Raw genomic sequence first — 24,081 nt, forward strand, 5'->3', positions numbered from 1 at the left:
AAATTTGCGGAATGTTCACTTTTCATAGGAATTGAGAGAGAAAAATCAGTTTTCAAGATCGACACTATTGAGCTGACCTTTCATTTCATCCAGAAAATCTGCGTCGTTTCCATGCCAGCCAGACAATGCGTATGATGAAAGGCAACGGGAAGCCAGGCACGCCCGAATTTCGTCACCATCGCAATGCAATGGGAGTTCCGAATGAGCCAAGTTCTTTGCATCAGTGGATTGCTATCCATCATTCTGGGCAATGCCCTGCTAGCAAATGAAGAGCTTCTGGCAGAAGCTGAAACTGAGCTTCAACTCGGTGACTACCAGGATGCCCAGAAATGGTTCCAAAAACTGATTGCTTCGGACGACCTGAACGAAGACTTGCTGATCTCCGCGTTCTTCGGAATGAGTCGCGTCCATGCAGAGCAAGGGGAGTACGAGAAAGCGATTGACGTTCTGAAACGTGGTGTTAATCGAGTCGAGAAGTCCTCTCGCCTTTGGGCTCGTCTGGCGGAGATCCATCTTGAAACTGGAGAACATGCACAAGCTCGACGCGAAATCCGAAAAGCACTCGATCTCGACTCGCAAGATTTGCTCGCACTCTTGGTGAACGCACACTTGTTGACGGAAAGCGGAAAACTTGAAGAAGCGACAGAGCAATTTCGCTCGTTCGTACGAATTTACAACCGCTTGCAACCGACCGATTGGCAAACGTTGGTAACAATTGGAAACGGAGCGGCGGTGTATGCTCGATGGGAAAGTGTCTCACAAATTTTTCGATTTGTTGTCAACACTCTCTGCCCGGATGCTTTAAATGACAATGGCGATTGCTGGCAAGCATATGTCCTTTCCGGAAACCTTCTCTTAGAGAAATACAACGAAGGACAAGCACTCCCGGAGTTTCAATCTGCGCTGGAAATCAATCCACAATGCGCCGAAGCTTTGGTCTCGATGGCTCACGCTTCGCTACAGGATTCCAAGCTCGACCTTGCAGAGGGATTTGCGAAACAAGCATTGAAAACAAATCCAAATCATGTCAACGCCTTACTAGTTCTGGCAGCCGTTGGGATTCTTTCCGAAGACGAAGCCGCCGCAGGAGAGAGTTTGCAGAAAGCATTAAAAATCAACCCACTGAAACAGGAAACACTTGGCTACTTCGCTGCCTTCGACATCCTGCAAAACCGTGAGCTCACGCCGCAGCAATGCGAGCAAATCCTCTCGCCTCTAGAAGAAGAAGAAGAAGAAGAAGAAGAAGCGAGGACTGAGTTTACCGAAATCTGGACGGAGCTGACGCAGAGGAATCCGAAGCCGGGAGCATTTCTGGAGACCATCGCCGCAACTCTTGATGCGCGGCGAAAATATGATCATGCCGAAGTCTTTTACCGCAAGGCGATTGAGGTCATGCCGCAGCTTTCGGGACCACAAACCAACCTCGGAATGCTCTACATGAGAACAGGGCGCGTCGAGGAAGCTCAGCAGATTCTTGACTCCGCATTCGAAGCAGATCCTTTCCATGTTCGCGTCAGTAACATGCGAAAGCTGATCAATGTTTTGAATGGCTATGACGCGATTGCCAGCGACCATTTTGTTGTCCGGGCAGCTGAATCGGATCAACTTCTGGCAAAAATGGTCTCCGAGTACCTTGAGGAAATCTACCCCGAACTGACAGAACGATATGGGTTCGAACCGCCAGTTCGCTCACAGTTCGAAATTTATAGCTCCGCGAAAGATCAATCTGGCCACGCCTGGTTCAGTACGCGGATGATCGGCTTGCCCTGGATTCAAACAGTTGGAGCCTCGACCGGGAAAATTGTCGCCATGACAAGCCCGAACGAAAGCGAAGACAAGTTCAACTGGATGCGAGTGATTCGCCATGAATTTGTACATGTGCTGACGCTGCAAAAAACAAACTTCAATATCCCTCACTGGTTCACCGAGGCAATCTCAGTCACAGAAGAAAACATTGCGATGCCCGTTGATTGGCATCGGTTACTTCTGAAACGCTTCGACAATAATTCGCTGTTCGAACTGGCGACGATCAACAATGGGTTTCAAAAACCTGAAGGCCCCGATGACTGGACGTTGGCGTATTGCCAGAGTTTTCTGTACGCCCAATACATGCAACAGGAATTCGGCGAACAAGCTTTGCGAAAACTCCTCGATGCCTATTGCGTCACCGGAGTAACTGAAGAGGCAGTTCAGTCGGCCTTCAATATTCCACTCGACACGTTTGAAACTGGCTATCGTCAATTCATCGAAGCGAAAGTCCGCAGTAGTCGAAATCAACTTCCTCCAGAAGTTTTGAATTTCGAACAAGCCCAAAAGCTCGTCGAAGAATCACCAGAAGATTCTGCGGCACATGCGCAACTCGCACTGGCGATGTATGCCGCAGTTGGCTTTGAACAACCAGTTCTCGAACTCATCGAAACGGCATTGAAACTCGACGCTGGCGATCCCCTCGCAAGTGCCTTGAAGGCAAGTCATCTTCTGTCCAACGACAAGACCGATGAGGCCCTTGAGGTACTCGCTTCCAGTTCCGGCTCGAGCACTCAATCGCCAATCTTTCTTCGCGTTCAGGCAGCTGCATTTGAAAAGGCAGGCAGAATTGAGGAAGCAGAACAAGTCCTCAAACTGGCGATGGCGAGATTTCCTTTAGAGCCTCGTTTTCCAAAACAGCTCAACGAGCTTTACGAACTCAGCGATGCAGAGGCTGAAAAGAAAGCAGTCTCGCTCAAGAAACTGGCCAGCCTGGATTATGATGACATTTCGTCTCGTAAGAGCCTCGCACGTTTGTACTTCTCGACGAAGCAGTATCCCGAAGCGATTCGTTGGGCAAAAGAGGGGATTGCTGTCGACGCACTCGACGCCGAGACTCACAGAATTCTGGCAGATTCATACTTCAAGAATCAGCAAACAGAACAAGGGATCAGTGCGTACGAAAACTTGTTGATGCTTGATCAGACAACATTTGATGATCGCCTGCAATTCGCAAAGCTCTTGCGAAAAGCGAAGCAGTTCGATCGAGCAAAATCGGTTCTAAGAAATCTCCTGAACGAAGATCCAGATCACGTCGAAGCGAAAACACTCCTCAAACTGACAGAACGCGGATTGTGATATCCGCAAGCTATTCCTGCTAGCCACTCCTGCTATATGTTAACGAGATCCTTCCATGCTCCATTTCTATCAAAGTCCGAACCCAAAGCATTTTTTGAACCGGCGTTCAGGATCTGCCTCGTGGCAAACTGCTCTGGTCGCTGTCATCTTGTGCATGATTGGCACAGCCAGCTTCAGTTTCGCGGAAGACAAAGAGGCCAAGCCGATTCCACTGAACAAGAAAGAGACCGTCTTGCTCGATAAAGCGAACAATCGCCTTTTGTTGAAAGGTGAAGTCTGTCTACGACAGGGAGTTCTGGAAATGCTCGTGTGTGGAAAACAGACCAAAGAGCATGAATCGATTATTTCTCTGGATGCAAAAGCAGCAGTCATTCACGCGGGACTGCTAGGCTTGGGAGCCATGCCCGGACGCCCCGTTCAGTTCCAACCCGAATTCAGTCCGCCCCAAGGCCAGCAGATTGACGTGTTCGTCATCTGGAAGGACAAAGCAGGCACCACACACCGCCGCCCCGCTCAAGAGTGGGTTCGTCACGTGACTTATCGCTACTTCGAAGCCTCCCTGACCAACGTTCCTGCTGGAGTAAAAATCGACCCCGCTGCCGATGACGGGTTACGATACGACAGCATGAATCAAGTGTTGCTCCACTTTGGGACAATGTCCAAAGAGAAGCGTGACGAATTCCTGGCAATGAGCGAAAACAAGCCGTACCAGGCTGCCATCAACAAGATGTACAAAGAAAGTCAGCCCCGGCAGATGAAGGCAGACTTTGTTTTTGCCGGCTCCGGTTTTTCGAAACTGGAAGATGGATCGAATTACTACCAGGCAGAAGGAGGTAGCTTCATTTGTGTCGCCAATTTTGGAGATGCCATGATTGATGTCGCAATCAAAAGCTCTGCCGACGATTCTGCCGGTCGGTCCTTCGAACCGTATACCGAACGCATTCCTCCAGTCGACACTCCTGTCACCGTCGAACTGATTCCGCGTCAACCTGAAAAAACAGAGAAGACGGACAAGGCAAACAAGAAGACCACCCCCGCACCCAAATAAAGAACCGGAGCAATGCACCGAAGCGATCGCTACCCCTCCAGTGGTCCGAGGCCGACAGATGTTGTCTGAGCGAGAGGATAAACGTCGAGCAGTTCACGAACATCTTGAATGCTTAGTGATTTCAACGTCTCGAGATCGTCTGACAAACTGCGATACTCGTTGCGGTAAACCCAGTTTCCCCCCAATGCAACAAGGCGTCCCATCGGGCGCTCGCTGGAGAGGACGATCCGTGAAGCGACTTTATTCCGAGCCTGTTCGAACTCTTCCTCTGTCGGTCCTTCCCGGTTAAATTCCTCGTAGAGTTTCTGAATTCGCGAAAGGTTGTCTTGCACTTGATCTGGAGCGCAGCACATGTAAGTCGCCCAAACTCCACTCCCATCGTAGTCGTTGTATCCAATTTCAGCCGTTTCAGCGAAACCGGTTTCGACAAGTTCCCAGTGCATGCGGCCCGAAGAATCATCTCCAACGATCGTCGCAGCCATTTCAGCTGCGAAGCGAAGTGGGTTCGCAGAGGCCGGAGCAGAGGCCATCTGCATGACGTGCTGTTGATTCATCGCAGGTCGATGAATCCATGATGTCGTCGGTTTCGGTTGTGCTTCAAAATTCGTGCGGCCGGGTGTTCCCTTGTTCCAATCCGCACAGTGCTTGTCTGCCAGTTCGAGCAAATGGTCCCATTCTAAATTTCCACTGGCAGCCAAGATCAGATTGCTGGCACCATAACGATTTTGATGATACTCAAGCATCTCAGTGACCTTAAGGTCTTCAATGCTTTGGGTTGAGCCGAGAATACTTTGCCCGAGTGGATGCCCTGCAAAGTGTGTCGCCATTGTGGCATCGTAAATTGCGAAACCCGGCATATCTTCGTACATGCCGATCTCTTCGAGAATGACTTGCTTCTCCATATTGAAGTCATCTTCACGTAAGCTCGGACGCATCATGCGCGTCAGCAAATCGAACGTCCGGTCGAGATACTCAGGCAAGATCGCTGCGTAATAGAAAGTGACTTCTTCGCTTGTTGAAGCATTATAACTGGCCCCGACTTCGTCAAAAATCCGGTTCACGTCATCCGCGGAATATTCCTCATCCCCTTTGAAGGCCATGTGTTCCAGGAAATGGCTAACACCAGAAACTCCGGCCTGTTCATCCCGGGCACCGGTCCTCACAAAGAAACCGACTGCAGCACTTTGGGCAGCTGGTTTCGTCTCTGCAATAATTTGCAATCCGTTATCGAGTTGTTTCTGGTGAAATTGCATCGTGGTCGCATTTACGAAGAATATGAGATGAAAATAAGAAAAGCTCCGCACACAGTACGGAGCTTTTCAAGTTCAGTAAAGGATACTCAATGAATTTGCCCCCTCAGAAAATCTGAGTGAGGGGGCGAAATTTCAACGAATGATAGCTATTTCCCTTAATATTGATAGCTGTTCTAAAATTCACCAAGCCGTTCACGACCTTGAATGGTTGAGAGAGCTTCCATGACGCCTGGATCGATATTTTCGCTAATGAAACGGACAGATCCGTCTCCTAACAGGAACTGAGCGCCACCCGCCGACTTACTTCCAAAGGCGTTACCACCGTTGATGTACGGCTGTTTGTCGAGTGGTCGAATCGTCCCTTTTCCGCCAGCCGCCCACGGTTGCGGGTCGTTGGTTTCCCCGATGGCGAGCGTATTCGAAAGACCATCTGTGACGTCCTGGATACGAGTCCGGCGATTGTACCCAAACATTCCGGCCTTCGGATCGTTGACTGGAAGTGTGGGGCCTTTTGGTCCCACACCCGCCACACCGACATAGCTGGTTGCGCCATAACCCTTCACGCGATTCACTGGTTCACTTGGATGATTCAGAGTGGGAATGACCATTTCTGCATTCCGCACATTCTTTTCCGATTCCCAACCAGACTTCAGGTCGAACTGTTTATAGAGTGCTGCCTCTTCGATAAAAGGAAGGACAGAAACAATCCAGCTCAATCGGTCCTCTGGCTCCAGGTCATCATTGGGAACTGTCCCGTGCGGGAAATGATTGTAAAGGTCGTAGTAGTTGTGCAGCGCGAGACCGAGTTGCTTCAAATTGTTTTTCGACTGCGTCCTGCGAGCAGCTTCGCGAGCCTGTTGCACAGCTGGGAGGAGCAGTGCGACAAGAACTGCTGATGTCGCCACCATGGTTGTCCCATCCGAACCTCCAAGGAACGGGATTCCCGGCATCGATTGTCGTGCGTAGCTATGCAGCCCATCTTCTTCAACCGTGGTCATCATGACATTCGGGAAGAGATGGCTCGTCACGACTTCGTTAGGTGGCAAGTCCGCCGGACTCAGTGGGAATTCAAAGTCTTCCGGAAAGTTTCGGGATTCCTTCATCGCCAGTTCCAAACCACCGACAAGCATCGGAGCAAACCCTAGCAGGAATTCGTAAGTTTGCGTCGGATCGACAATCGTGATTGAGGTGAATTCTTTTGGCATCTCTGCAAGTGCAGCAGCGTACGCATCGGTTGGCTTCCAGGATGGAAGTTTTCCATCCAGTCGCATCAAACAACCTTCCACAGCTTGTGGAACCAACCCCATGATCAGCCAGTCATCATCGACACAGATCGCAGGAGAGAAAAACGGAGCCTCCGGGAATCGCAACAAGTCGACAGTTCGACCATGCTTTTCAACATTCTGAACGAGGAAATCTCCTCGTGACTCGGCTTCAGCAGTTTCATAAATTCGACCAAGCAGATTTCGTAGACGATCCGCATCCTTGACGCTGATCACGACAGCACCACCCAGACCGAACATTCCTTGATGCTTGTCTGTGTAAACGCAATGCACATTGCCGAGTGTCGTGAATAATTCAATCGGCTGAAATCCGAGCTCACGTTCGAAATCCCTTAGAAACTCATCAACGTTATCCAAAGCATCCGGTGGTCCGTACTGCGACAGATTCTCCACGACGGACCAAAGAGTATCGTACGCTTTCGCCCAATCAAAACTTGAGGCGATAAGACTGCTTTGTCCGACCGGCACAGGTGGAAGATCCTCAAAGGTAATCGACTCTTGCATCAAGAGATCCATCAGCCCAGTTGTTTTTCCAGACGTGGAAACAATTTGCTCCGTCCAGTTCGCTTCACCTTTGTAACCACTATACGCCGCGACATGATCGAGTGTGTCCAGTCCCGTCGCATCGAGAATCTCATCGATCGTCACCTGCTGACGATTCGGAAGCGGAACAGGCATTTGACCATACATTTTTTGCAGCGACCCGAAATCAAACCAACCGATCGATTTCACAGTGAAGTCGGGATCTTCTGCGAGATACTTTTTGTAGAGTGGGCTGGATGTGAGATTCGGTTGATCTCCATCGGCAACTGCAATCGCAGAGCGAATCGCATCAATCCCGACTGCAATCACCAAGTGCCCCTGCTCTTCCCAGAACCCGACTTCGACAGGCGTCTTCGGGATCATCGTCATCGAGATGGTTCGACCGTTCCGATTCACATCTTGAATTTCAGCCGGAAGATCAGGAACCTGCTTCAGCATCTCTTTGATAAAATCAACACCACCAACGGCATCGTGGACAACAATGATCCCCCACGGTTGCATGCCCATTCCATCCGAAATCGCAATGGACATTCCGTTTTTTTCCACATGCGTCATCGCATCTTCGATCTGATCCGCATTAGGAATGTCATTTGGCATCGAGTCAAAGGCGTCTTCGATCGCCTTCACCAACCCGCTTTCATAAAGCGCCTGATAGCTCGCTGTCTCTTTGAACGCTTTTTCTGTCAGAAGCGAACCGTTGGATTTCCCATAAATGATGGAGCGAGCCGGGAGTAATTTCTCCGGAGCGACTGAATCCGGTCCACGTTGAGCATACGTCCACCCGGCAATCGAGACCACTGCCAGAGCAGCAATACTCAGCCCTGTCATCTTGGTCCGTTTTCGTAATGCCATCCGTTTTCTCTCCCCGATAGAGGCCACATTTGAATTGAAAATTCTGCCGTTCATAATGCCTAGTCGTCATAAAACCTGCAAGCCTTACAACGAGATCGACGAGACAGACCTTCAGAACATGCCCAACACCCAGTACGCGCAGGGATGCTTGGCGCTCAGTGCTGGGAACTCGATATCCAATAAAGACACGCCCCCTCTGAATCACGGAGTGACTGCGTGAGACTCACTTCGACTGATTCGCCGTCGCCGCTTCGCGGAGCAATTTGACTGCGGCTCCGACCAGCATCTCACCGCTGCCGGGAAGAACGGTGGAGTTCGTGACTTCGTAGCTTCCGCCAGCGTAGGCGGCCTGGTGGGGGATGTAAATTGTCTCCACGGTGTTGGAAAGCTCAACAATGATCGTCGTTCGAAATGGAGAGGCATGCTTAATAGCAAGTCCCAGTTCAACAAAGACTTCACCGGGCAAACAGACGATTGCGACGTCATCCCCTAGCGTCATCACGGTCACATCGACCGGGAGCGTTTCGCCGGTCCCTGCCAAAGAATGACTGACGCCCCAGGTGATATGATCTGTCGCCTTCACAAACGGTTGGCGATGACGAAACTGATCGAGAATCAGCTTTTTGTGAGCAGTGACATGATCGAAGAAATTCACCTTCTCGCCACTTTTCGCCTGATCGAGAATCTTCACCGACCATTCCACTTCTTCACGCGTTGCATCCTCCAGCGGTAACGAAACGACCTCCGATTGCACTCTTAAATTTGATTTCTCAAGAGGCTTTAGCTCCGAGAGTTCGCTGCTGATTGATTTCGCCAGAGAGTGCCCGATAAAGTCGACTTTGTTACGTTCGGTCGCTGACGGATTCGAGTGATTGATATCGCCGCAACATCCGGTTGCGAAGATCGACACGACTCCGGCTCCGAGTTCTTCGCGCAACGTCTGTTCAATGAAGAACGGGTAGTCCGCACTCCACTTCATGCCGCCAACGGTATCAAGATGCAAAGCAAAGTTACTCAGAACACCTCGAGTCGTTCCATTCTGCGGATCTCGGATTGAGAGTAATCCGATCTCAGGATCAATCGGTCCAGCTGCGCGAACGACATCCGGATTGCTGTATCTCTGCCAGGTTTTCACGCTGCCATCTTTCATGACAAATCGGCGATTGAACGCAACCGGCGTTTCCTGAGTCGCAGCCCCTGTCAACAGTTCAGCTGGCTTCGCCTCTGAGTATGCCTTCGCAATTAACGCGACCGGAACACCGATCATCTGCTCAATATACTTTGCTCTCAATTCATCCTGTTTTTCTTTCCCCAGATACAGATAGAGTTCCTTCATGTAGTCCGGCGCAGTATGTGAATGCGTCGCTGCCAGGACAATGTGTTTCTCTGGAATTCCGGTCTCTTGAGAGGCACGTCGTCGGACCTCCTTTGAAAGGTCCGTCGCAATGCCGATCAAATCACAAACCACGAGTGCAGCGGCGGTTTCTCCATCTCGAAAAACAATCGCCTTCGCCTTGAGCGGATCAATCGTTCCCTCAGCGAGGCGTTCGTGGTAGTAACCTGCCATCGGAAAACCGACTGGCGGAGTGATGTCCGCTTCTGCGATTCCGACGGTCAAACCGTTTTCAATCGCAGGCTCTTTTGAGGGAGAGTCCGCTGCATGAAGAGGCCCCATGATCGCGAAGATCATTCCTGAAAATACAACTCCACACGTCATTGACTTCATGATCCTGGCTGCCTGTCTGAGAGTTCGAAACTGACCGATTTATGTTATAGCAATTTTCGAATTGGTGTTCACGTCCCGTCTCGTGGCGAACAGCGATATCAATATTGAAACGCGTTCTTCATAGAAAATGGTTGAACAAACTGCACGACGGAAGTCACAGCCTGAAACCCATCTCTTTGGAGCAACTTCCAAGCATTGAAGAATCAACTAGAGCATCTTTCGAGTTGGTTTGCAGGATCTGCCTCGTGGTGAACAGTATTTTACTAGAGAAATGCGTTCTTCACGGGCACACGGTAGAGCAAACTGCTCTAAGTCCGACAAGCTTGAACTTTGATATTTTGCAACACTGGATATCAGAACAAAAACCGCATACAAACACCGACATCAAGCAAAACGACGACACTGTTTTACCACCGTCTGCAATAACATCGAGGTCACCTCAATGGAATTTTTCTACTACCTCCTAATTGGCCTGTGTGCCGGATGGTTGGCGAGCCAGATCATGAAAGGGGGGAGCTCCGGGATGATCACAAATCTGATTGTCGGCGTGATCGGTGCAATTCTGGGTGGGTTTGTCTTCGGACTGCTCGGGTTGGTCGCAGTCGGCCTGATCGGAAACCTGGTCACCGCAACTGCCGGGGCCTGTCTGCTGATCTTCCTTCTTCGAAAATTCGGAGGGAGCAAGTGAAGTTGAAGTGATTCACGAAGGCTGTACTGAAACCAGCCATCGGGTTACACGACTTCGGCTTCCAGTGCACAGGGCTCGCTGGAAGTTTCCTTGCTTTTGAACCAGTCGAGGACACGCCAGTCCATCCACCAGCGGTCAGGATCGACAGACCCTCTCGAGTAATAGCCGAGGTGTCCACCTGATTCCGCAACATGTAAATGGATTGAGTCAGGAAGATCGAGTTCCTGAAGAATTCGCGCGGGAATGAGAGGATCATCCGCTGCTGAGAGAATCATTGTCGGGGTTAAAATATCGTAGATGACAGGAGCGGCGCTGCAGGTTTCATAGTAGTGCTGAGCGCTATCAAAGCCAGTTCGTGGAGCTGTAATCGTCTCATCGAATTCAATAATTCGGCGGGGCGGCGGGAACTGTTCTTGATCCAGTTTCCCATCGAATGATTGTTGTAACTGTCGATACAGCATTTTAGCAAAGTAGCGATCGTAGAATCCGAAAATCTTCTTGCCGATGGCGTCGGTGCAGTCAGCCAGTCTGACTGGAGGATTGACCGCAATCGCACGGTGTACGAGTTGGGCCGCTTCTTCAGGGCGTTCACCCAGCCACTTCAAAACGATATTCCCGCCTAAAGAAAATCCACCAAGATGGATGGTTGAGCCGGGACACAATCGCTGAATTTCTTCAATTGCACCCTGCAAGTCTTCTGTTCGTCCGGCATGGTACAGATTCCGGGCGAGACCTTTGCCCTCCCCGCATCCTCGCAGGTTCAATCGGAATGTTCTCATCCCTTCGCTGCGAAGCTTGGCAGCGATCCGGCGGACATAAGGACTTTCCGAAGATCCTCCTAAACCGTGGACCAAAATGGCAACATCGTTCCCCTCTTGCCAATCGCTGACAGGGAGATCGTCAATCAACAAGAGACAATCTCCGTCGTCAAGATGCACATGACGACGAACTGAAATCTCTCGCGGAGAGGTGATTCCGGAAATACAGGCTCCCAGTATCGTTTGCATATGTCCTCCCACAACAAGAGGATGCGGCCGAAAGGGGGGGCACTCAAACTGATTCATTCGAGATAGATTGGCTGAGAGTATGAGACGGTTTCGAGGAGTTTAACCAGTTTCAGCAGGTGCCGCTATCCGAGATATTTCGAAGTCGAATTTCAGAGATTGTTCGAGCCAGTCGAATCAGTGAGATGTTGTGATCAAGGGAAAACGAACCTCGTCCTCTAAACGGGTTTCCATCCACAGGTCTTCGGAGACATCCTCGTTGATGCCTTCACCGTCATAGAGCATGAAAACCGTCTCTTTTTGCTCAATAAAGAACTTTCGGAACCATAACATTTGCTTGACACGCTCTCGTGGTTGCATGAGACGAATGCTGATTCCTCGCTCGTGCCAGTCAAACAGCATTCCAAAGAAACCACTCGGAACATGCTGAACGCAACTCATATCAACACCAACAGATGTGGCGTTTTCATCGTAAACCAGCCGAACAATTGTGTCTCGAAGAAGTGATAAATCTGCCCCGTCCCAGATTTCCATGTCGCCGATCTCTAGCACAGTGACGGCATCCTGCACACTTAACCTTAATCCATGTGTGTATTTGCGTTCAGCCATTGGTGAAAAGTCCCAGCATGTAGAATAGTGGCCGCGATCGAGGCACTTCCTCGTGATGCTTCGTAGTCACGCAAGCAGCAGGCCAAGTCTTCGCTTCAAACTGTCACCAACACCTCCACAAACCCGTAAGTCGTTCAAGAATAAAAGGTTACAAAAATAAAGAAAGCCAACTTAGTCGTTGGCTGCGGCAGCGGTGTTTCAAAAACACCACTAACAACCCGGCACAATGATGCAAAATTGACTCACGTGGCGTTTGGGAGATCACTTTTCTTGACGTAATTCACCAGAAAAATTCCGGCAGCCACGAAAAGCCCCGACACGATCAACCAAGGCGAAAGCTGATCCCCTCGAAATGCCCACGCCAGCAAGATACCGCAAATCGGCGTCACGAAACTGAAGACAGAGACTTGGGACGCACCATGTTTTTGCAAAAGTTGAGCATTGAGCACAAAACAGAGCCCGGAAATGACAAACCCACCAAAGAGTAACGCAACAACAGCTTGCCAGGTGAACGGATTCCCGGAATGTGTCTCCCAGAGTCCGCTGAATAAAAATAAGAGTCCCGCTCCAAAGAGATCGTGCCAAAGAATCAGCGAGGATGGAGGAACCGTCTTCGTCGCCCATTTCACCGCAATAATCTTCACCCCCAACGTGAGCCCGCTGAAAGCCAGAACAAGATCACCGCGGAGTGTCGGTTGATCCATTGCTGAATCTTGATGTCCTTCGGCTGCAAAAACCAGTACACAAACACCAGCCCCAGCGAGAATCAACCCAACGGTTTGCGACCATTGCAGCCTGATCGTGCGCGCAATGAAACTTTCGTATGCAGCCACCCAAAAGACATAACTATTGACCAACACCGTGGCGTGCGACGCATTGGAGATCGATGTTCCATAGTTAAACGTGGAAATCTGCACCGACATCAACGCTCCAAGGATGAACGCAACCCAGAGCTGGCGACCGTTCAAGAAAATTGGAGTCCCAGCGATTAAGCACCAGACAACCATAAAGATGGCGGCCAATCCGAATCGGATTCCTCCCACAAAAAAGGGAGGGTAAACGTCAATCGCATACTGGTTCGCAACTGCGGTTCCCCCCCAGAGCACAACGGACAAAAGTGCCAGAGAAACTGAAACCGGCCCCATCGGTTGCGGAGTCGGAAGCTCAGTTGCTTGAAGCCCGCTCGACGACGAATCCTGAAGAGATTTGGATGATGTCATCGGATTAAGTGGACTTCGAATTCAGTGGGGTAATACAGAGGAAAACGAGTTGCGCAATGATTCATCACTTCGCAACATAGATATTTGTTTTTTTCGAACTGATGTTCGGGTTCTGCCTCGTGGCGAACAGCAATTCTTCGGGTGAAACGCGTTCTACTCGGGCCCCCAGGAGAGCAAACTGCTCCAGAAGGAATCCGAAAACATTCACCACCGAGGTTCAATACAGCGGTTCCGTTTTTGAATGAGTCCTCACAATGGAAGTCTCATCAACAGATTTCATTCAAATGAAACAGCAAACGTTCCACCTCATCAGCGGTATTATAGTGAAGTAGACCAATTCGTAGAGTCCCTTCCGGCTCAAGACCGGCAAATTCCGTAAATGGTAATGCGTAGTGATTCCCCGCCCACGTGAAGAGTCCCCGCCTTCCAAGTTCTTCAGAAAGCAATTGCGGTGACTTCGATTGGTGAGTCACTGAAATTGTCGGGACACGATCTTCCATTCGCTCCGGCGAAGTAATCCCCCAAATTTTGAGAGATTCAACCTTTGCGAGACCTTCGATCAGCTGCGATCCGATTTTTTGTTCGTGTTCATGGATCAGCTGGAATGAATCTGTCAATCGCTCGCGCCGAGGGATCGACTGATCGCCTCCACTGAGTGACGCGAGATATTCAATCGCCGCTGCGACCCCGGCGATTCCTTCGTGGTTCTGAGTCCCTGTCATCCACTTCCCCGGAATCGAGTCTGGTGCTGGGCGAAGTTTATCTGGCGTGAGACTATTCAGAAGTGCTGACTTCCCCCACAGAATTCCGACGTGCGGACCAAAGAATTTATAGGCGCTACATGCCAGAAAATCAGATCCAATCTCTTGGACATCGACTAAACGATGCGGAGCAAGATGCACAGCATCGATGAATGTTCTCGCACCAACGGTTTTGGCTAACCGGACAATTTCTTTGACTGGATTCACTGTCCCTGTGGCATTGGACGCTCCACCGACGGCAACCAGTCGTGTTCGATTGGTCAATAATGAGTTGTAGTGATCCAGGTCGAGCGTGCAGGTTTCGAGATCGACATCAATCTCCTTAACGACCACTCCAACCGACTCGGCAGCCTGAACCCACGGTGTCACATTCGCATCGTGGTCGAGGCGACTGACGATGATTTCATCACCGAAAAACCAGGTTTCACTCAATGCCCGGCTGAGGGACAGGGTGAGAGTCGTCATGTTCGGACCGAACACAATTTCCTCGGGCGCCGGAGCGTTGAGAAAGTCGGCGCAGGACTCTCTCGCCCGAGCAAGCATTTCATCACTCAATTGACTCGTAACAAATGCAGCCCCGCAATTTGCATTCGTATTGATCAGGGCGTCGGCAACGGCATCGACGACACTCTGAGGAACCTGACTTCCCGCCGGGCCGTCAAAAAATGCGACCGGCTGACCCTCGATCGTTCTTTGAAAGGCAGGAAATTGTGACCGCACGAATTCGAGATTCAACATAACCTTGGCTCTATAGTTCCCTGGGAATCAGGAGCTTGCTCACACACTGCAAGCGATTGACGATGGCAAATAACGGTTGCAAATTAACGGTGGCGATTGACGATAACCGTTTTGGACTCAATGAAACGCTAACAATTCTTCTGAAATCAAACTGAAGCAGCTAAGTTTCGAGATCATGCACGAATTTTGTTAGAACTGACAGGTGTCCTTTTCAACGAGGGGCGTCTTGGATCGCTCTCCCGCAATTTCCTGGACATACTTCGGAACAGCATACCCCGGTAAATGTTCGCGTAGCTGACGAATGAGCTGAAGACCGACTTCCACCGGGACCTCGAAATGGGCAGCTCCTGAGACACGATCGAGTTGATGCAAATAGTACGGCATCACTCCCAAATTCACACATCGCAAGCATAGCTCAGAAAGTGCAGCGAACGAATCATTCACTCCTTTAAGAAGAACAGCTTGATTCAAAACCGGAATTCCTGATCGAACAAGTTTCTGGAGCGAATCTGCACAGTCATCCACCAGTTCTGATGGATGGTTGGCATGCACAACGAAAACAGGTTGTAAACGCGTTGACTTCAGAACCTTCAACAATGACGAGTTGACTCGGCTGGGAAGGACAATCGGCAAGCGAGAATGAAATCGCACACGCTCGACATGCTTGATACGTTCGAGGCGATTGAGAACTTGCTGAAGCCGAGCGTCTCCGGTCATTAACGGGTCTCCCCCGCTGAGAATCACTTCGTCAAGCGACCGATCTGACTCAATGGCTGCGAAGGCCGGTTCCCAATCTTCCAGACTTTTCGGCTCATCAGAATAAGGGTACTCACGGCGAAAACAGTAGCGGCAATGAACTGCACAGGCGCCGTTGAGGATTAATAGTCCGCGTGAGTTGTATTTTTGGAGAAGTCCGTTCTCGGTACGTGCATGCAGATCGCCCACCGGGTCAGCTTGAAAACCCGCAACTATTTCCTCTTCTGAGGAGACCGGAAGAACTTGTCTCAGCAAGGGATCGTCACGGTCTCCATGTTTCATACGTTTGAGAAAACTTTCCGGGACAAGCACCGGAAACGCTGGAGAAGCTGAGCATTTGAGCTCATTCGGGTCAATTCCTAATCGTTCGCACAGGACAGAAACGGACCGAATCGCACGTTTCAAGTCATGTTGCCAAGTCTTGGAACCGGCAATCGTCGCTCCAGAAGCCTCTACGTCGATCTCTGTCACCGAGGTCGGAATCAGAGACGATGGATCTGGCAACATTTGCGGTGTCGCCGGCATTTGCTATTCTCCTGCAAAGATGCACAATTGAATATGGAGTCAGGAATCTGCAAAAAGAGCAGTTCCCAAACAAAAATTGACGCCACAGTTGAAAAATCGTTGAATCGATCAACTTCAATACAGCAGATTCAAGACAACAGACATCCCGGGCGGCAAACGATAGCCGTCAGATTAGCGATTGATTGGAACAACCCCAATGCCACAGATCAATGCTGGTGACTTCCGTAAGGGAGTCAAAGTGATCATCGAAGGTTCTCCTTACGAAATGGTCGATTGCAAATTCGTGAAACCTGGAAAAGGTCAGGCTCTTTACAAAACAAAGCTTCGAAACCTGCTCACAGCCTCATTGCTGGATATCACTTACCGAAGTGGCGACAGCCTCGAAGCAGCTGACGTCCGCAATGCAGACGGAATGTATTCCTACTTTGACGGCTCGGCGTATGTCTTCATGGACAACGAAAGCTTCGAGCAGGTCACACTTGCCGCAGATGTTTGCAAAGATCAAATGCAATTCATCAAGGAAGGAGAACCGATCGGCCTTCTCTATTGGAATGATCAACTCATCAGCATCAGCCCACCGAAGCATGTCATTCTCGAAGTGACCTACACTGTTCCGGCAGCCAAAGGGAATACGGCAACCAACGTCACCAAACCGGCTACCGTCGAAACAGGTGCCGAAGTAGGTGTCCCGGCCTTCATCACTGAAGGAGACCGTATCCGCATCAATGCCGAGACCGGGGAATACCTCGGGCGGGAAACTGGCGAGTAGAGATTCTCCGCCCCGTTTCAAGTTTATGTTTTCGAATCACTCCTCTTTAAGAGGCCGACACATCAAACTGTCGGTCGCTTCCAGAGGAGATTTTTCGTGAAATAGAACTTCATACACTTCATCCACAATCGGCATCTCGATTTCTTTCGATTTCGCCAGTCCATGGATCGCTGCGGTCGTGGTGATTCCTTCAGCCACCGCTTGCATCGTGTTCAAAATCTCCGTGAGCGTCTCTCCTTGCCCGAGACGTTCGCCAACAGCGCGGTTTCTTCCATGGGGGCTCACGCATGTCGTGATCAAATCCCCAATCCCCGCCAAGCCAGCAAAAGTATTCGGATCGGCACCGAGTTCAACTCCAAAGCGACTGATCTCAACAATCCCGCGTGTAATCATGGCGGACTTGGCATTATCTCCATATCCCAACCCATCTGAGATCCCGGCTGCAATCCCGATAATATTTTTCAGAGCTCCGGCGAGTTCGGTTCCGACAAGGTCTTTGTTCGTATAAACCCGAAACCTCTCGGTTGTGAACATTCTCTGCACTTGTTGCCCCAGTTCCAGATCCTCACAAGCAGCGACAACACTCGCGGGAAGTCGTTTTGCAATCTCCTCTGCATGAGACGGACCACTCAGCGAGATCACAGGTCGATCCCCAATCACATCAATGATGATTTGACTGGGGCGCAAAAACGTTTCCGCCTCCATCCCTTTGATGACGCTGATGACCGGAATTCCGGGACGAAGAGAATCTCCGATCACACTCAAAGATTCTCGCAGATGCTTCGAAGGAATTGATGCAACATAAAAGTTAGCGCCCTTGACTGCCTCTTCGATATCTGATGTCACCTGAACACCATCCGGAAGAAAAATCCCCGGAAGCAGGCGTTTGTTTTCTCGCGTTTCCTGCATCTCAGCGGCATAAGCTTCATTTCTCGCCCAAATCGTCACCTGTCGATTTGAATCCTCTGCGAGGAGAATCGCACACGCGGTCGCCATCGCTCCGCCGCCTAGAATGGTTGTTTTCTCAGCCATGAGTCCAATCTTTCCGCTCAATCGGGTTACAACGGTAATACGAATAAATCATTGCCCCCAGGGGCGCCTACATCAACCGTCAAAAGACACACAACGCACAGAGTCACCCTGCATCTGCCTCTCTTCGGCGATCTTTTCCACGCAAACTCACGCAGAGGACATAAAGTTTCAGAAGAACAATTCTTTTGGAGTGAATTCATGCAGTTTCCTGCGCAGCAAACAAATTCAACATCCGTCGATTTTGTCGACCGCCGTCAAGAACCGACTGAACCGCTACCGAAAGCGGAACGCCGACAGTTTTCCGATCAAAGGAAGTCTGATCGACCGGAGGTTGATGAACTGGCACGTGCGATTGACGACTATAAAGTCCGCAATCGACGCCGTTTTATCACATTCGAAGAAATCTACGACGTCATGGTCTCCTTAGGCTATCACAAATAACACAAGACGCTTCGATCTTCCAGAACTCGGGCCCCCGACATGCAAACGTCTTTGGGGGCTTTTTGCATTTCGCTTATCGGCTTTTCACTCAACAGGCCGAAAATGTGGATAAAGCAACCTGCTCAAAATCAAGCCTGAGCTGGGTCCGGGTCTCCTGCCTCGAAGCGAGAGCCTGCGAAGTCATGAATCAGAACTTCACAGGCACGACAAGAGTTGAAAATCCTCGAAGGTCTCGGTAATCCATTCCCGCTTAAATGATTGGATCCACGAATTAGACTGAGGAACCACGTTTTTACTGCTTAGCCCGTTGGGAGCCTGAACCCGATTGGCTATAGTGGTAACAGCGCTCGTATCGTTCGGGTTGGATCGGTTCGAGTTTCTTTTCTTCTGTCGTCTTCATTTGCGTTGCAAAAGCCCAGTTCAGGATCAATTCGAAAATGCTTCATGCAGTCATTATGGCGGGAGGAAGCGGGACTCGCTTTTGGCCACTCAGCCGCCAAGCTCTACCGAAACAGTTTCTCACTCTCGCTGGTGAGAGATCACTCATTCAAGCCGCATTTGATCGCTGCCAGCCGATGATCCTCGGGGAGCGCTTTTGGGTGGTCACAAATGAATCGATGATCGAGACAACAGCTGAACACCTGCCGGAAGTGCCAAAGACTCACTTGATCCCTGAACCGTGCGGGCGAAACACCGCTCCCTGTGTCGGTCTGGCAGCTCTCTTACTCGCACAGGAAGATCCCGATGCCATCATGCTCGTGATGCCCGCAGATCACGTGATTTCTCCGATTGAAAATTTTCAGGAGGCTGTTCTGAATGCGGTGAATGTGGTCAAGAAAGATCCAGAACAATTAGTTTTGTTTGGCGTTCCACCGACATCACCCGCAACAGGATACGGGTACATTGAACGCTGCACATCAATCTCCAATGGAGTTTTCAAGGTTGCTTCTTTCCGCGAAAAACCTGATCGACCGACAGCAGAAGAGTATCTCCAACAGGGAACTTTTTACTGGAACTGTGGGATTTTTGTCTGGAAAGCACAGACGATTCTCAATGAACTCGAGAAGCATCAGCCCGAGATTTTCGCACAACTCAAACAGTTGCAAAAATCAATAAACACGCCCGCGTGGGATTCTGCACTGGCGGAATGTTTTCCGAAGATGCCATCCATCTCGATCGACTATGCAGTACTCGAAAAGAGCAAGAAAATCGCCGTTGTTGAAGCGCCCTTCGATTGGGATGACGTCGGCAGTCTGGAAGCGATGTCTCGCTTGAATTCGACGGACGAAAATGGCAATACCGTCATCGGCACTGCCTGCCTCGTTGACTCGAAGGACAACATCGTCCGGTCTTCGACGGGGCACACTGTTGGCCTGCTCGGAATCAAAAACTGTATCGTCGTGCATACTCCCGACGCGACGCTTGTCGCTGACCGAACAGACGAAAACGCAATCCGTGAACTGGTCGCTGCCCTCAAAGAACAAGGACACCACAATGTCCTCTGATACCATCAACGAAGATTTTCCTCGTGAAGGTCAGCTTCTCGGAGTCGACTACGGAACCGTCCGAGTCGGCTTGGCGATCTCGACTCGAGAGCAAAACATCGCCAGTCCACTGGAAATTTATAATCGTAGAAGCGAACACCAGGACGGAAAATACTTCGCCGAACTGGTCGCAGATTACCGCATAAAAGGACTCGTCGTTGGATTGCCAATGCACGTGAACGGCGAGGAAGGCGAAAGCGCCCGCCACGCTCGCGAGTACGGCCATTGGCTCGCTGAAGTCACCGGTGGTCTCCCGATCCTGTTTTGGGATGAACGCTACACCTCAGCCGTTGCTGAGGATCACCTCATCGGTGTAGACCTTACTCGCAAGCAAAGAAAAAAACGTCTTGATATGATCGCCGCCCAGATCATTCTCCAGGCCTATCTCGACACCACAGCCAAGCGAGAGCAGATCGCCAGGGAAGAAGCTGAATCTTCGGAGCAAGACGAAGAAGACGAAACAACAGCCGACTCTTGATCACAGGCATTGCAAGCAATGCGTTCTTCACCGGCACACCGTAGAGCAAACTGCTCTAAAATCCGGGGTTGTTTGGTCGCCGGTTGGATTGATTCGGTGGTGATGTTGAATTTGGCTGACCTGCACGGTCTGTGGAGATGATCATCTCGTCTGTGATTCGCAGGATGCACCGAAAGCTGACGTCCTCCTGCCCTCCACGAACATTCTCTCCTGTACGTTCCCACAGGTTCCAGTGAGTCCGCGATCCACGAACGACCCGTTCTCCGGATCGCCCTGCCATGCGCGGACCTTCTGAGTTTCGAACTGGGCTTCCATCTTTTGGGATCGCTTTTTGATACGCATCGTCCGCATACCAGTCCCGAGTCCATTCTCTCGCATTCCCAGCCATATCGAAGAGTCCCGTCGGTGTGAGGTCCGTGGGCCGCGAACCGACTGCCAGAATCGCGTCAGCGGAAGCTGGAGTAATCGGGCGGCGTCCATTCCCCCAGGGATATCGATTTCCACTTGAGCCGCGAGCAGCACGTTCCCATTCTGCCTCTGTTGGCAGAGCTTTTCCAAACATCGTGGCATAGCTGGCTGCGTCCTTCCACGCGACTCCCAAAACTGGATCATGCCCGTCGCCAGTCTTCTCATTCAACGGTGCTCTCGCGATCTTGATGACAGGTTTCGCTTCGGCAGCTTGTCTCTGAAACTTTCGAAACATCTCGAGAGTCACCTCTGTGACATCCATATAAAATGGGGACACAAACGCAAGGTGCTCAGGTTGTGATTCCGGTGGGCCTTGATCGGTCCCCTGCGTGAAGACACCCCCATCAATGAGCACCATTTCGGCTCCATCAGCAGTACAAACAATTCGCTGAGGAAATCCCCGCTCGTTGAACAACTCGTCTGGTGCGTGAACAAATCCGCCCGGCAACTTCAAGTTTGATTTCTCGAATTGCTGAGTTCTTCCCGCTTTGTTGCTGGGAAGCTCGACCGTGAGTTTTGAGCTATCGGAAGCAGGTTTGACGACCGCGAAACGATTTTGCGGCGGAGCACTCTGTGGGGGAATCACTTCGACCGTTGGACCAATGCTCTGCAATTCAAAATCGTTAGAGGTATAAGCTCTTTCTTCATCGTTTTTCGACTGAGATGACGTAGACGACTTTGACTGTTTTGGTGCTGGGGATAACGCTTTTGGTTTCGGAACTGATGGGCGGGCAACTGGCGGAGGTGGAGTCGAGACAGCCTTCTTGACTGGAGGAGGAGGCACGCTTTTCGAATCTCCGCACCCATAGAGTTGAATCGTTCCTAACAGCAAAAGTAAGGTCGTTCGCCACATCATGAGATCCAGAAGTCTGAATGGATGTTGAGAAGAGTGGGGTCGAGCGAAGTTGTCTCATTCGCTCAGACTGATTGTGACCCCGAATCAAGACCGCGACAAGTCCTGATATCAACAGTTGAAAGATTTTCCTGTCACCTGCTCCTGTTCCAAAATCAATCATTGACACAAAAAAAGGGAAGAAAGCCGGAGCCTTCTTCCCAGTATAGATTTCTTGTGATGACTTCTGGACGGAGCAGATTCGATTCTGTCTCCTCCCTTGGCACAAGATCACAATGAATTAAAACTGATCCTGAAACTTGAGATTGCTCTCTCACACGTTGAGGAAAGCAATAATTCCAGAGGTCTTCGGATTGGCTCTAACGGGCTGCTCGCTCGCGTGGATTGACTCGATCGAGAGGTTTTTCTTCCTTGTTCAAGCCCCCTTCTTTTGCAATATGCTGAGCTGTTGCCACAACCTGTTGAGCAGCCATCAATTGAGCACGTGAGAAGTAAGGGGTGTCAGGTGTTCCGACCCGGTCGTACTTCAAGGATGCCAGTTCCTGCCAACTCATTCCGCTCGATAGATGCCAAGCTGCTGCCTGTGCTGCTGCTGGGTTCAACTTGCCAGTTCCGACCATATCAATCAGAGTCAACAAGACTGGATCATCACTGAATTTAGTTGAAGGACGAACGATGTATTCGCTTCGTGGGTGTGGATCAATTTTTCCGTATTCCAGGCAGACTGAAACGTAAGGAACGCTGAGTGTCTTTTTCGCTGGGATTGAGAAGAATCCTCCACCGCCGCCACCCTGTTGTCCACCTTGTTGTCCACCAGTTCCTCCACCACCCTGCTGTTGTCCACCACCTCCCTGTCCGCCGCCCTGTCCGCCGCCACCGTATCCTCCACCGCCACCACCAAATTGAGCGAGGGGAGAAACAATGAATCCTTGAGGCATTTTGACCGAGATCGGCTCGTCAGTTTCATTTGTCAGCAGAAGTTTTCCACTTAATGCATCTTTTGCGATGGGCTTCGCTTTGATCTCTCCGCTTTCCATTCCGGCGAAGAGTTCCACCTGTTTGGCGTTGGGGTCGAATTTAGTTTTAGTGAGAGGTCGACCGGCTTCAACAGCTTGAGTCGCAACGACATGTAAACCCAAGACCAGTGCAATTGATGCAATAAACCGGGCCGACTGCGGCAAGCGCGTCATAGGTTCGTCCCCTGAAAGTGAAAGATGATGAGACACTCTCTAAAAGAGAGTGATGTGATTGTACTAGTTGAATCGATAAGATGGCATTCATTGCGCATTGTCACACACGGGTGAGACCAACTCATATCATGTTATCGATCACACAAAGCCATGTTCAATGAAAAGTTTACGAATCTAATCGAATTCACCTCATTCATTGGACCGGTTGGATGCATTATCCGCATTTCTGATAAAGACTTCGTTCCAAATATGCTCGATCCATGGGCAGACCGGGGGCGGGCTATTAGATAAAACGTAAGGACAGGCACGAGTTTAACAACAGGATTGGAGTTTTTTTGCCAAACCATCAGCTATCTCCGAAGGATATCGTGGAAACTGTCCGCGTGTTGAGAAACCGCATCAACGAGAGATTTCCTGATGCGGGACTCACCAAAGTGTGTGAAGAACTGCTCAAAATTGCTGAACAGGCAAGTGAGCGGTCGATTGCCATCGGTCGGCCCATGCTTGGAGTTCGAATCCTTTCCGGATGCGTCATTGCAGCGATTCTCATCGGCGTGTTGGTCATGTTCAATCTTGTGAAAATTCCGAACCAACCCATCCCCGCTTCCGAGTTTATTCAAGTTGTCGACGCTGCATTTAACGCCTTGGTTCTGGTGGGGGCAACGCTCCTGTTCCTGTTCACTCTGGAAGTTCGCGTCAAACGTTCACGCGCATTGAAGGCGATTCATGAACTGCGATCTCTGGTCCACATCATCGATATGCACCAACTCACAAAAGACCCGGAGAGAATGCTTTGGCGAGATGCTTCATTCAACACGAAATCATCTCCCAAGCGAACGATGAATCGATTCCAGTTGAATCGCTATCTCGATTACTGTTCGGAAATGCTGGCTCTTTGCGGAAAAGTCGCAGCCTTGTACGTCGCAAATTTTCATGACTCTCAGGCAGTCGCTGCGGTGAACGATCTGGAAAATTTAACCACCGGACAGGGAGGAAAAATCTGGCAAAAGATTATGATTCTCCATTCGGGCCCTGAACATAATGATGACGTCCAGCAGGTCGCTCACGCATCGCGCCTCAGCGACGGAGAACAGAGTGAGGCCAACTCATCGAGCGAAAATGTTTCGCCAAGTACGTTGCGAGACCCCGACGAAAAGAGTGCCTCCGATTCGACAACGAAATGATTCTTCCATCG

19 protein-coding genes are annotated in these 24,081 nt (G+C 50.4%); 8 read left to right on the plus strand and 11 right to left on the minus strand.

The window, feature by feature from the left end; genetic code table 11:
• The first annotated feature begins 201 nt into the window (after nucleotides 1-201).
• Nucleotides 202-3,105, plus strand: coding sequence for a tetratricopeptide repeat protein (locus Mal48_RS16230; protein ID WP_197441758.1), 2,904 nt, complete (start codon nucleotides 202-204; stop codon nucleotides 3,103-3,105).
• A gap of 55 nt (nucleotides 3,106-3,160) precedes the next feature.
• Nucleotides 3,161-4,153, plus strand: a complete 993-nt coding sequence (locus tag Mal48_RS16235) for a YdjY domain-containing protein (RefSeq protein WP_145201844.1) — start codon at nucleotides 3,161-3,163, stop codon at nucleotides 4,151-4,153.
• A 29-nt stretch (nucleotides 4,154-4,182) separates the two neighbouring features.
• On the opposite strand, the gene Mal48_RS16240 is transcribed toward Mal48_RS16235, so the two are convergent.
• From Mal48_RS16240 to Mal48_RS16250, 3 genes are all read right to left on the minus strand, one after another.
• Nucleotides 4,183-5,406 carry a M16 family metallopeptidase gene (locus Mal48_RS16240; RefSeq protein WP_145201847.1) on the minus strand — a complete coding sequence of 408 codons (1,224 nt, stop codon included), beginning with the start codon at nucleotides 5,404-5,406 and terminating at the stop codon, nucleotides 4,183-4,185.
• A gap of 173 nt (nucleotides 5,407-5,579) precedes the next feature.
• Nucleotides 5,580-8,084 carry a DUF1559 domain-containing protein gene (locus Mal48_RS23605; protein ID WP_231739632.1) on the minus strand — a complete coding sequence of 835 codons (2,505 nt, stop codon included), beginning with the start codon at nucleotides 8,082-8,084 and terminating at the stop codon, nucleotides 5,580-5,582.
• 223 nt (nucleotides 8,085-8,307) lie between these two features.
• Entirely contained in the window at nucleotides 8,308-9,810 is a 1,503-nt protein-coding gene (locus tag Mal48_RS16250) for a neutral/alkaline non-lysosomal ceramidase N-terminal domain-containing protein (RefSeq protein WP_231739635.1), read from the minus strand.
• Nucleotides 9,811-10,252: 442 nt separating this feature from the next.
• On the opposite strand from Mal48_RS16250, the gene Mal48_RS16255 reads away from it, so the two are divergent.
• Complete coding sequence (locus Mal48_RS16255) at nucleotides 10,253-10,498, plus strand: GlsB/YeaQ/YmgE family stress response membrane protein (RefSeq protein ID WP_145201850.1); 246 nt, start codon at nucleotides 10,253-10,255, stop codon at nucleotides 10,496-10,498.
• A 44-nt stretch (nucleotides 10,499-10,542) separates the two neighbouring features.
• On the opposite strand, the gene Mal48_RS16260 is transcribed toward Mal48_RS16255, so the two are convergent.
• From Mal48_RS16260 to epmB, 5 genes are all read right to left on the minus strand, one after another.
• Nucleotides 10,543-11,505: a YheT family hydrolase gene (locus tag Mal48_RS16260; RefSeq protein WP_197441759.1), complete on the minus strand. Its 963-nt coding sequence runs from the start codon at nucleotides 11,503-11,505 to the stop codon at nucleotides 10,543-10,545.
• Nucleotides 11,506-11,679: 174 nt separating this feature from the next.
• Nucleotides 11,680-12,111 (minus strand): hypothetical protein, encoded by a 432-nt coding sequence (locus Mal48_RS16265; RefSeq protein WP_145201856.1) that lies wholly within the window; start codon nucleotides 12,109-12,111, stop codon nucleotides 11,680-11,682.
• Between the two features lie 242 nt (nucleotides 12,112-12,353).
• The gene (locus tag Mal48_RS16270) at nucleotides 12,354-13,331 is read right to left on the minus strand and encodes a DMT family transporter (protein WP_145201859.1); all 978 of its coding nucleotides are present in this window, start codon (nucleotides 13,329-13,331) and stop codon (nucleotides 12,354-12,356) included.
• A gap of 266 nt (nucleotides 13,332-13,597) precedes the next feature.
• Nucleotides 13,598-14,830: a cysteine desulfurase-like protein gene (locus tag Mal48_RS16275; RefSeq protein WP_145201861.1), complete on the minus strand. Its 1,233-nt coding sequence runs from the start codon at nucleotides 14,828-14,830 to the stop codon at nucleotides 13,598-13,600.
• 189 nt (nucleotides 14,831-15,019) lie between these two features.
• Nucleotides 15,020-16,111: an EF-P beta-lysylation protein EpmB gene (gene epmB / locus Mal48_RS16280; RefSeq protein ID WP_197441760.1), complete on the minus strand. Its 1,092-nt coding sequence runs from the start codon at nucleotides 16,109-16,111 to the stop codon at nucleotides 15,020-15,022.
• A gap of 196 nt (nucleotides 16,112-16,307) precedes the next feature.
• On the opposite strand from epmB, the gene efp reads away from it, so the two are divergent.
• Nucleotides 16,308-16,880, plus strand: a complete 573-nt coding sequence (gene efp, locus Mal48_RS16285) for an elongation factor P (protein WP_145201864.1) — start codon at nucleotides 16,308-16,310, stop codon at nucleotides 16,878-16,880.
• Between the two features lie 36 nt (nucleotides 16,881-16,916).
• Here efp and Mal48_RS16290 read toward each other — a convergent pair whose 3' ends face one another.
• Nucleotides 16,917-17,912 (minus strand): NAD(P)H-dependent glycerol-3-phosphate dehydrogenase, encoded by a 996-nt coding sequence (locus Mal48_RS16290; protein ID WP_145201866.1) that lies wholly within the window; start codon nucleotides 17,910-17,912, stop codon nucleotides 16,917-16,919.
• Between the two features lie 198 nt (nucleotides 17,913-18,110).
• On the opposite strand from Mal48_RS16290, the gene Mal48_RS16295 reads away from it, so the two are divergent.
• The 3 genes from Mal48_RS16295 (at nucleotide 18,111) to ruvX (ending at nucleotide 20,375) form a co-directional block, all read left to right on the plus strand.
• Nucleotides 18,111-18,353: a hypothetical protein gene (locus Mal48_RS16295; RefSeq protein WP_145201869.1), complete on the plus strand. Its 243-nt coding sequence runs from the start codon at nucleotides 18,111-18,113 to the stop codon at nucleotides 18,351-18,353.
• Nucleotides 18,354-18,790: 437 nt separating this feature from the next.
• On the plus strand, nucleotides 18,791-19,858 hold the full coding sequence (locus tag Mal48_RS16300) for a mannose-1-phosphate guanylyltransferase (protein WP_145201872.1): 1,068 nt from the start codon (nucleotides 18,791-18,793) through the stop codon (nucleotides 19,856-19,858).
• Nucleotides 19,848-20,375: a Holliday junction resolvase RuvX gene (ruvX, locus tag Mal48_RS16305; protein WP_145201874.1), complete on the plus strand. Its 528-nt coding sequence runs from the start codon at nucleotides 19,848-19,850 to the stop codon at nucleotides 20,373-20,375. The genes Mal48_RS16300 and ruvX overlap by 11 nt, the downstream gene beginning before the upstream one ends.
• A 55-nt stretch (nucleotides 20,376-20,430) precedes the next feature.
• Here ruvX and Mal48_RS16310 read toward each other — a convergent pair whose 3' ends face one another.
• Nucleotides 20,431-21,699, minus strand: a complete 1,269-nt coding sequence (locus tag Mal48_RS16310; protein WP_145201877.1) for a formylglycine-generating enzyme family protein — start codon at nucleotides 21,697-21,699, stop codon at nucleotides 20,431-20,433.
• A 356-nt stretch (nucleotides 21,700-22,055) separates the two neighbouring features.
• Complete coding sequence (locus Mal48_RS23340) at nucleotides 22,056-22,886, minus strand: hypothetical protein (RefSeq protein ID WP_197441761.1); 831 nt, start codon at nucleotides 22,884-22,886, stop codon at nucleotides 22,056-22,058.
• A gap of 335 nt (nucleotides 22,887-23,221) precedes the next feature.
• On the opposite strand from Mal48_RS23340, the gene Mal48_RS16320 reads away from it, so the two are divergent.
• Nucleotides 23,222-24,070 (plus strand): hypothetical protein, encoded by an 849-nt coding sequence (locus tag Mal48_RS16320; protein ID WP_197441762.1) that lies wholly within the window; start codon nucleotides 23,222-23,224, stop codon nucleotides 24,068-24,070.
• Nucleotides 24,071-24,081: the final 11 nt, after the last annotated feature.

It is taken from the genome of Thalassoglobus polymorphus (assembly GCF_007744255.1).
Lineage (GTDB): Bacteria > Planctomycetota > Planctomycetia > Planctomycetales > Planctomycetaceae > Thalassoglobus > Thalassoglobus polymorphus.